We start from the raw sequence: 9,215 nt of genomic DNA, 5'->3' as shown, positions 1-9,215 counted from the left end.
AATCTACGTCAGCCCCTTATTTAATTCGGCTTCACTCAATTTTGTAAACTGCGCATAAGCCTCTTTGCCGATATTCAGGTAGCTGTCATAAAGGGCCGTTACCTCAAAATCCCCCAGCATAAAACGATAATAGCCGTCCACCTGTTTTAATTGCTGCGGTACGCTATTTTCTTTTGGGGTAAATAAGGCGCTGGTGTTTGTATGCGCGATTGTTATTGGGCTTGTGATTGCCGTTGCTAAAAGCGCTGTTAAAGTCGCAAGTTTGATTGACTGCATTTTTACTCCTAAATGTTTCTGAATCATGTCAATGTAGTGACGAGATGGCATTATAGTGCTTATTTGAAGTTGATTAAGGTGTTATAATGACTAGCAATCTTGAATAAAAGTTGATAATGAGGCAAGATGGACGATCGTTTTTCGGGGATTCGAGAATTTTTGGCTGCGGTGGAAATGGGCAGCTTTACGGCAGCCGCGGATAAACTCAACATTACTGGATCGGCTGTGGGCAAAAGTATTTCACGGCTGGAGCAACGGCTGAATACGCAGCTCTTTCACCGTTCGACCCGCAAAATTACACTGACGAAAGAGGGGGAAGTGTGGCTGCACAGTTGTTTGCGGATTATGGAGGAGTTGGAGCAAGCAGAAAATTTACTGTCCAGCGAGCAGCAAGAGCCCATCGGGCAGGTACGGATTGATATGCCGACCACTTTTGGGCGGGAATATATTTTGACGAAATTGCTTTCGCTGACGGAAAAATACCCTAAACTGCGTTTGTCACTCGGTTTTCAAGATCGCAAAGTGGATATGATCGCCGAAGGGGTGGATATTGCGATTCGCTTTGGCGAATTGGGTGATTTGTCCGATATTATTGCCAAGCAAATCGGCCGCTTTCAAAATCAACTTTGTGCGACGTCTCAATGTATAGAAAAATTTGGGATGCCCGTACACCCAAGGGATCTATGCGCTTTGCCTTGTCTTACCGGCAATCAAAGCAGTTGGGCACTATTGAATGAAAATAATGAGCCGACCGACTTTTCCTTAAATGTCCGGCATCAACTGAATGATGGTAATGCGCTTTTACAAGCCGTCCTTTCTCATTGTGGTATTGCGTTTTTACCCGATTGGTTAATCCAGCCAGCATTAGAAGCAGGCAGGCTGGTACAACTTTTGCCTGAATTCACCCCGCCGCCCGAGCCTATTTATGTGTTATGGCAGAAGAAATTGCATTTGCAGCCTAAGGTGAAAGTGATTGTGAATGGATTAAGTGAGGTATAAAAAGCAGTGGGTGAATTCGCGATTATCTTTGTCTGTGTTTTCCCAATTAATTTGGTGTAAGCCACAGCCCTTCAACAATCGTTCTTTAGATTTCCAACTATTTTCCGATATAACAGCAACTTGGTTGGAGGATATACTTTTCATCACGTTAATATTGATTATACGTGCTACGATAAACCACGATCACCTATAAAAAAATTAAAACAACTCTTTATAATCCGCCTTATTCAAGGCATATTTTTTCATTCGTAAATACAATTTCTTACGGGGAATTTGTAGATAGTTTGCAGCTTCATTAATTCTCCCTTGAAAGCGATCCAGCACCTCTATAATGATTTGCTTTTCATATTCATCAATAAGATTATCAAGCGAGAGTTCACTTTGTTCCTGCATCAATGAGAGACGATCATTTTGAACTGTAACACCAACGGCATAAAGTTCAGCCGTGTGAATTAATTGGGTGATATTACCGAGCCACTGTTGAGAAATCAGCTGCTTAATAAAACTTTCACTCACAAGCGGTTTCTTCTTATTTAATTTTTTACAAGTTTGGGCTAAATAATGGCGAAAAATCGGCTCAATGTCAGAGGTTCGACGAGAAAGTGGTAAACATTCTATTTGAGTTAAATTAAACGCATAAAAAAGCTCCGGTAAAAGGCCAAATTCTGTCAATAATTGGTACGGGGAATATTGGCTAATACCAATAAAACGAAAATGCTGTTGCTGAATTGATAATGCCAGTCTTTTCTGTGCCGATTGTGAGAGATATTCAATATTTTTAAGTTGTAATAAACCTTGTTTGGCTTGATCAAGATGGGGCTGTAATTCCTCAATATCACAGGGGGAAAGTAATTCTAGGCTATGTTGCGGCGAAAAACGGTCAACAGAAAAGCCGGCAAGATGTTGGGCGGCTAAGGTTCGCCCGGTTCCAATTTCTCCAAAAATAAAAATCGGTAATGAAGTTTCCCCAAGTTGTTGTAAACGTTGGCGAAATTGTTTCATCCAATGACTCTGCCCGATAAAATGGGTTTCTAGTGTTTCTTGTTGTGCATTTTTAATTGCTAATTGGCGTTGTCGCTGAGCTAGCGCTTGCTCAATCTGTATCAATAATTTTTCCGGTTTGATGGGTTTTTCAATAAAATAAAATGCCCCTTTCTGCACTGCTTCAATGGCCATGGGTACATCACCGTGTCCGGTGATTAAAATCACCGGTAGATGTTTATCCCTTTGATGTAAATAACTCAAAAGTTCCCAACCAGATAGTTGCGGCATATAAATATCGCTCACAACTACTCCTTTCCAATTTTCAGGTATGATCTCTAGGGCATCTAACGGATTATTGATCGCTTTAATTCGATATCCCTCTGCACTTAATAGTGATTGGTAGGCATTTAATACATCATTATTATCATCAACCAATAACACCGTTTCTTGAGCTAACATTTTTCTTCCTCACTATGATGTGAAAATTCTAAAATAACAACCGCACTTTTAGAGAAAGCAGAGGCAATCCCCAATTTTCCTCCAAATTGTTGCATAATACGTTGGCAAATCGTTAAACCTAATCCTAATCCGACACTCTTGGTGGTGAAAAAAGGCTGTAATAATTTATCAGCATTGTCCGTTTGCCAACCGCCTCCGTTGTCTTCAATAAAAACACAAATTTTATTTTGATAACAAACCGCATCAACTTGAATAATCGGTGTGGTTTGGCCTGCTTCCAATGCATTTGAAAGAATATTAACGAAAACCTGTTCCAACAAAATTGGATTTACAAGCAGATAAACATCCCGTTTAATCTGCAATTCGGCATTGAGAGGTTTATGACGGATCTCCAATAAATTCCATGCCTCAGTCAAACTTTGTTTAAGAGAAACAACTTGGTAAGGTGTCGATGAAATTTCATTTTTAACAAACTGGCGTAATGCTTTAATGATATTAGCGATTCGCTCCGTTAATTTTTCTATCTTTTCAACATCAAGATAATTTTGTTGATCTTGTCGTTGTTCAAGACGTTTTTTTAGCGTGAAAAGATAAATTGATATTGCATTCAGGGGTTGATTAATTTCATGAGCAAGTGTCGTCATTGTTTGCCCGACGATTGCCATTTTGGCAGCTTGAATCAATTCATTTTGGGTTTCCTGTAAATCTTTTTCAATTTTTTCCCGTTCTTGCAAAATTTGAATATGATTATTTAATAATAAACCGATTTCTGTCAGCTCATCTTTGCCATTAATATTGAGAGGTTGCTTTGTTCTACCCAGATTAAGATTTTCAATAGCATAAATGAGTTGTGAAAAACGTTGGCTCAAACGTCGCTTAACATAATATTGGTTAAATAAAGCAATCAGAACAAGAAAAATAAGCAATGAAGAAATAATGAGTACGCCACTTATTTTAGTTTGTATTTTTAAATTCTCATTTAGTCGGCTAAAACTTTCTCTGGTTTTATTTAATTCTTGCTTTATCATTTGTTGAGTTTTTGCAACGATGTCACTTTTCTGATATTGGATATTTTTTGATTCAGTTTGATAATGAATGATTTCTTGAATAAGACTATCTAATTCATGGTGAGATTCAATCATTTGATATAAATCATTAAACATCTGTTGTAACGGCACAATACTTGGGTTCTTGATCGTATAAGAAGAACCTTGGGTTAATGCTGTAATTAACTGCTTTAAATAAGCATAATCCTGTAAAAGTGTAGTTTGATTAGGCTGTAAATTATATAAAAACTGCACTAACTCGGTTCTGATTTGCTCTTTTTTATCCGCTAATTGATACAAATAAAGTAATTCGTTCTCTGAATTAGCTTGCTTTTGCCCATTTGATAAAGAAGAATACTTCAAAAAATAATTATTTTGCCAGTTTAATTCTTTAATTTGAGAAATAATTTCATTATTAAAATCATCATTTACCCATTGAATCTTAGTTAATAACGTTTGTTTTCTCTGTAAAATTAAAAAATTATTAGATAAATTGTTATCAATCCGATTCGTCAGTTGAATTAAATCATTTAAGTACTGTTTAATCTTTGATTTTTCCATTTGTTCAAATAATAAAGAAGATAATATTTCAATTTCATTTAGCTGATATTTAATGTTTTTAAACATAACCTGACGATTTAAATTATTTTGTGAATAGTAAAAACGCTCTAAATCATTAAAAAACACATTAAACTTATCTTCCAATTTTAAGGCTGTATTAGTTTTTGGGAAATAATCCTCAATAATATAATTCACTTGCCGATATTGGATATACCAAGCAGATAAACTCACAATACCAATAAACAAGGTCAATATTAATCCGATCATTGAGGCTCTTTTCAAATGTTGGGTTATTTTTCCCTGTTTCATTTTATGTCCTCTAATTGTGCAAGTACCGTATTAATCTGTTGTTGGAAAAAGTCCGTCCATTGCTTCTCTTGCTCCAACAAAAAATATCGGTCATTTTTGATTTTTTCTAAGTAAATAGGATCTATCGCTTGCTGTTCACTCACCGGAACTAAGGTTAATTGATGACGAAGTGCGGTCAATTTGCGAGCTGTTTTTTGCTCTTGTTGATAAATTAACACCCACACATCTTTCAACTGATTGAGACGAAATGTGATCGCATTATCAAATAATTTCTCGACTAAATGTTGTCTTAATAACAAAATATCGTAATCAATTGGCGCTTGCGCCAACAATTTTTGCTGTTGTTCGTATTGGAGGCTAGTTGGCACCCTAGGTTTAAGTGGAAATTTTGCAATATTTGGAGAAGTAACAACCTCTTGTCCCTCCGGGCTTAACAAAAATTGAATAAATTCAAGAGCCTGCTTCTGATTTTGGTTATTTTTATATATGGAAATAAACGCCGGTGAAGCAACAGAATGAGGAAAATAAACAAAACCAAAATCAGGATCATTATTTAGGTTATTCGCATAGCTATCAATACTAATGCCGGCTGTTGCTAAACCTAGTTTAATTTTTTCTGCCACATTAAAGCTACGGGAAGAAATCAAGGATAGATTACCCGATAACGTTAAAATTTCTTCCCATCCGGCAGCCCACCCTTTTTGTTGTAAAAGCATTTCCAACATAATGTGATTACTACCCGAGCGAGAAGGAGAGCTGATCAGTAAACTATTAAAATAGGCCGGATCAGTCAGACTATTCCAATCACTAGGTTCTGCTAAATGCTGTTGTTTAAGTAAATTTCGGTTAAATAAAATGCCGTAACCGGAAAAAGCAATCGCTGTTGTTGTTGATTTTAGTTGAGAGGGTACAAGCGCATTTTGATAAGTTTTCGGTAATTCCAACAATAATCCCTTTTCCTGTAAATCTTGAAATAGAAAAGGGGAAGAGCTTAACACTAAATCAACTTTTTCTATATCCGGCTGGACTAATAAACGCTTAAGTGAATTTGATGTTCGATTAATCAAACGGACTTTTTGGTTGGGAAAATTGTTTTGCCATTGTTTAATCATATGTTCGGTCGTTTCCGGCGAAAAAGTCGTCGCTATCACAATCTCATTGGCTAATAACAACGGACTAATCCAATACAGCAAAATAAAAAGTAAAAATTTCATCACACAGCTCTTCCCTATTTTGTGATCTAAATCACAAATTTTAAATTTTCTTTTTCTGATTATTTTTCATTATGGCGTGAAATTAACTCAATTTCGATAGTCAACAAATCACTTTCTTTAACTCGATAAGTTATGGGTCATTTTTGACACGTAAAAAATAAAAGATCGGTCATTTTTGTACATTTTTCACTGATTTTACCCATCGTTTTAATCAGGCTAACATACCAAATAATTACTACAAAGTAAGAAACATTCTTTTTTCATCATTTAAATAAGAGGAATTTCTATGCTTCCATTTTTAGCATCTAAACCGGGTAAACCAATTCCCGATAGTGAAATCAGAGAACATTACAACCGTCTGAGATGGCACGCATTATTTGGGATTTTTATAGGCTATGCCGCCTACTATATTTTACGTAATAATTTTTTACTTTCTTCGCCTGAATTGATCAGTGAATTTGGCTTTAGCAAAAAAGATATTGGTTTTATTTCCGGCACAATGCTGATTGTATACGGCTTGAGTAAAGGCTTCATGTCTGCCTTTGCCGATAAAGCCAATCCAAAACATTTTATGATTTTCGGCTTAATGATGTCAGCAGTCGTAAACCTAATGATGGGATTTAGTGCATCATTTTGGGTGTTCTTATTTTTATGTATTTTGAATGGTATTTTTCAAGGAATGGGGGCCGGACCGGCTTATGTTGTACTAGCCAGTTGGTTCCCTCGAAAGTCCCGTGGTGTTACAACGGCAGCATTCAATATTTCCCATAATGTCGGAGGCGGGTTGGTTGCACCGATAGCGGGAGCAAGTATTGCCTGGTTAGGGCAGGAACATTGGCAAGCGGCACATTTTATCGTGCCGACTGCCATTGCTACTGTGGTTGCGATCATTTTCTATATTTTCGGCACGGGTCGAACTTATAACGAGGGTTTACCGCCTACCAGTAAAATTCTTGGTACAGAACAAGAAGAACTGGTTATCACCAAAGAAGAAAATGTCAATTTAACCACATGGGAAATTTTTAGAGATTATATCGTTAAAGACATTAACGTTTGGTTTGTTTCTTTTATTGATGTATTCACTTATATGATCCGCTTCGGGGTATTAACTTGGCTTCCTCTGTATTTACTGGAAACTAAAGGCTTTTCTAAAGGGCAAATGGCAACCGCTTTTGCTATCTTTGAATGGGCCGCCATCCCTTCTACATTATTAGCGGGTTGGTTGACAGATACCTACTTTAAAGGTCGCCGTATGCCGTTAGCAATTATCACGCTGGTTGGCGTTGGTATAGCGATGTTTGCTTACTGGGGAGGGCAAGATTTGCTCACCGTTACTATCGGTGCAGGCGTTATCGGATGCTTAATTTATGTACCAATGTTTCTTTCCTCTTTGCAAACCATTGAGCTTGTGCCTTCATTTGCTGCGGGTTCTGCAACCGGTTTAAGAGGATTGCTCAGTTACATTCTCGGAAGTTTCTCCGGAACGGCATTGTTTGGTATTCTCGCCGAACGTTTTGGCTGGAATGCAGGGTTTTATTTACTTCTGTTTGCAGTATGCGGTTGTATTTTCTGCTGTTATATGACCCACCTAGGCGTGCTACGTTTAGAAAGAAAAAATAAGGCTAAATAATTCAGTAATTAGCCACAAACAATTATGGTAGAACACTAATTTATAAAAGATCCCCCAAAGATAACTTTAGGGGATCATATTAACCATCCCTCATCAGAGAAAATGTATTTCAAAATCACTTCGCTAAATACGCATTCCACTGATTATATAGCAAAGGGTACAAACACAGGAAAGTTGTAAATGGTAAAATTTGTCGCCCCCCATATTGACCTTCCAAGCACCCGATACTACCCCTCCGTTACCGCTGAGAATTTACCAAAAAATCAAGGAATTTTGACCGCACTTTTCCGGGTTAAGCGACTTGATGTGACAAATGTCAAAACAGAAAAGAGCGGTCAAATTTCATTAGATTTTTCAAAGTTGATGGAAAAAACTTACGAGTGAAGTATGAGTAAAAGCCATGTCATATTTTTGACATCAAAGAACAATAAAATGCCGTCACATAATCGCTAAACTCGTTGAGGAAAAATATGAAAAAATTGGCTTTATTTGTTTTTATACCGAGTATCGCTATGGCGCATACTTATACCAGTTCATCCTTTCATGAAGAACTCGGTACAATAAAAACACCAGAAAAAACACTAAACTTATCGGTAGGAATCGGAAGCGGAGCATTTCATCACCAGAACGATCCTGCCGATATTTTTTATACCGTGACTGATCGAGGACCTAATATTGACTGTGGCGATAGCCCTAAAATTTTAGGGTTATCATATTGTTCTAAGGGTAAAGTTTTTCCTGTTCCTAATTTTTCACCAACCGTTTACCGCCTACAACTGTCTGAAAATAACAAATCTTCCGCAAAGATTTTAGATAAAATACCGCTCAAAACACAATCAGGAAAACTTGCCTCCGGTATATCCAATCCGAATACCGAAATGGCGTATGATATTAATAAAAACTTACTCAAATATGATGTAAACGGTTTTGACACCGAAGCCTTAGTTGTCACACAAGCCGGAGAATTTTATCTTGCCGATGAATATGGTCCGAGTATTGTTTATGCCGATCAAAATGGTGTCATTAAAAATCGTTTTGTGCCTAAAGGGGTGAAATCAGAATTAAACGGCGCAGATTATACCGTAACAGAGAACTTACCGGCAGAATTGAGAAACCGCCAACTTAACCGAGGTTTTGAAGCTTTAGCATTAAGTAAAGATGAAAAAACACTGTTTTTTATGTTACAAAGTCCTTATAAGCCCGAAAAACGAACCGTTACGCTATATTCTATGGACATTCAATCTCAAACCATTAACGGACAATGGCTATATGAATTGGATACCCCGGATACCTTTGTCAAAGATAACGCTAAAAAAACACGTGTTCAAAATGATGTAAAAATAAGCGAAATAGCCACTGTCGGTGATAATGAACTTATCGTTTTAGAGCGAATTAGTAAAACGACTAAATTTTACAAAATTAAACTTGAACCTAACACAACCGAAAAAACGGTAAATAAAGAATTAATAGTAAACACGGATGATTTGGACAAGTTTCCAACTAAAATCGAAGGATTAGCGATTATTTCACCTCAAGAATGGATTTTAGTTAATGACAATGATTTTGGTATTGATGGGGATAAAACACGTATTATTCGCTTATCGTTACAGGATAAATAACAAAATATTTCTAATATCGCTATAAAACAATAAAAGCATCATTATAAAGTGATGCTTTTACTTCAATTCTTCCCTCGTATAATTCAACTGATGAATGGCATTGATCAATTTTTTATCC

General features: G+C 36.7%; 8 protein-coding genes. 4 read left to right on the top strand and 4 right to left on the bottom strand.

Annotated features, from left to right (window positions below; translation table 11 throughout):
• Positions 1-3: 3 nt before the first annotated feature.
• Positions 4-276, bottom strand: coding sequence for a hypothetical protein (locus BKL51_RS11645; RefSeq protein WP_077466809.1), 273 nt, complete (start codon positions 274-276; stop codon positions 4-6).
• Positions 277-402: 126 nt separating this feature from the next.
• Between BKL51_RS11645 and BKL51_RS11640 the strand changes: the two genes are divergently transcribed.
• Positions 403-1,275, top strand: coding sequence for a LysR family transcriptional regulator (locus tag BKL51_RS11640; protein WP_077466808.1), 873 nt, complete (start codon positions 403-405; stop codon positions 1,273-1,275).
• A gap of 198 nt (positions 1,276-1,473) precedes the next feature.
• Here the strand turns inward: BKL51_RS11640 and BKL51_RS11635 are convergent, their stop codons facing one another.
• From BKL51_RS11635 to BKL51_RS11625, 3 genes are read right to left on the bottom strand one after another with little or no spacing between them, the layout of a single operon-like run.
• Positions 1,474-2,718, bottom strand: coding sequence for a sigma-54 dependent transcriptional regulator (locus BKL51_RS11635; RefSeq protein ID WP_077466807.1), 1,245 nt, complete (start codon positions 2,716-2,718; stop codon positions 1,474-1,476).
• Positions 2,712-4,634, bottom strand: a complete 1,923-nt coding sequence (locus BKL51_RS11630; RefSeq protein WP_077466806.1) for an ATP-binding protein — start codon at positions 4,632-4,634, stop codon at positions 2,712-2,714. Before BKL51_RS11630 ends, BKL51_RS11635 begins: the two co-directional genes overlap by 7 nt.
• Positions 4,631-5,848 (bottom strand): ABC transporter substrate-binding protein, encoded by a 1,218-nt coding sequence (locus BKL51_RS11625; RefSeq protein WP_077466805.1) that lies wholly within the window; start codon positions 5,846-5,848, stop codon positions 4,631-4,633. The genes BKL51_RS11630 and BKL51_RS11625 overlap by 4 nt, the downstream gene beginning before the upstream one ends.
• Positions 5,849-6,134: 286 nt before the next feature.
• Between BKL51_RS11625 and BKL51_RS11620 the strand changes: the two genes are divergently transcribed.
• The 3 genes from BKL51_RS11620 to BKL51_RS11610 all read left to right on the top strand — a co-directional run bounded on the left by BKL51_RS11620 (position 6,135) and on the right by BKL51_RS11610 (position 9,097).
• Positions 6,135-7,478, top strand: a complete 1,344-nt coding sequence (locus tag BKL51_RS11620) for an MFS transporter (RefSeq protein ID WP_077466804.1) — start codon at positions 6,135-6,137, stop codon at positions 7,476-7,478.
• A gap of 180 nt (positions 7,479-7,658) precedes the next feature.
• Entirely contained in the window at positions 7,659-7,862 is a 204-nt protein-coding gene (locus BKL51_RS11615; protein ID WP_077466803.1) for a hypothetical protein, read from the top strand.
• A gap of 86 nt (positions 7,863-7,948) precedes the next feature.
• Positions 7,949-9,097 (top strand): esterase-like activity of phytase family protein, encoded by a 1,149-nt coding sequence (locus BKL51_RS11610; protein WP_077466802.1) that lies wholly within the window; start codon positions 7,949-7,951, stop codon positions 9,095-9,097.
• Positions 9,098-9,215 lie beyond the last annotated feature (118 nt).

It is taken from the genome of Rodentibacter sp. Ppn85 (assembly GCF_001999335.1).
Lineage (GTDB): Bacteria > Pseudomonadota > Gammaproteobacteria > Enterobacterales > Pasteurellaceae > Rodentibacter.
Note: the sequence above shows the minus strand (reverse complement) of the source record. Positions and strands in the feature narration are given on the sequence as shown.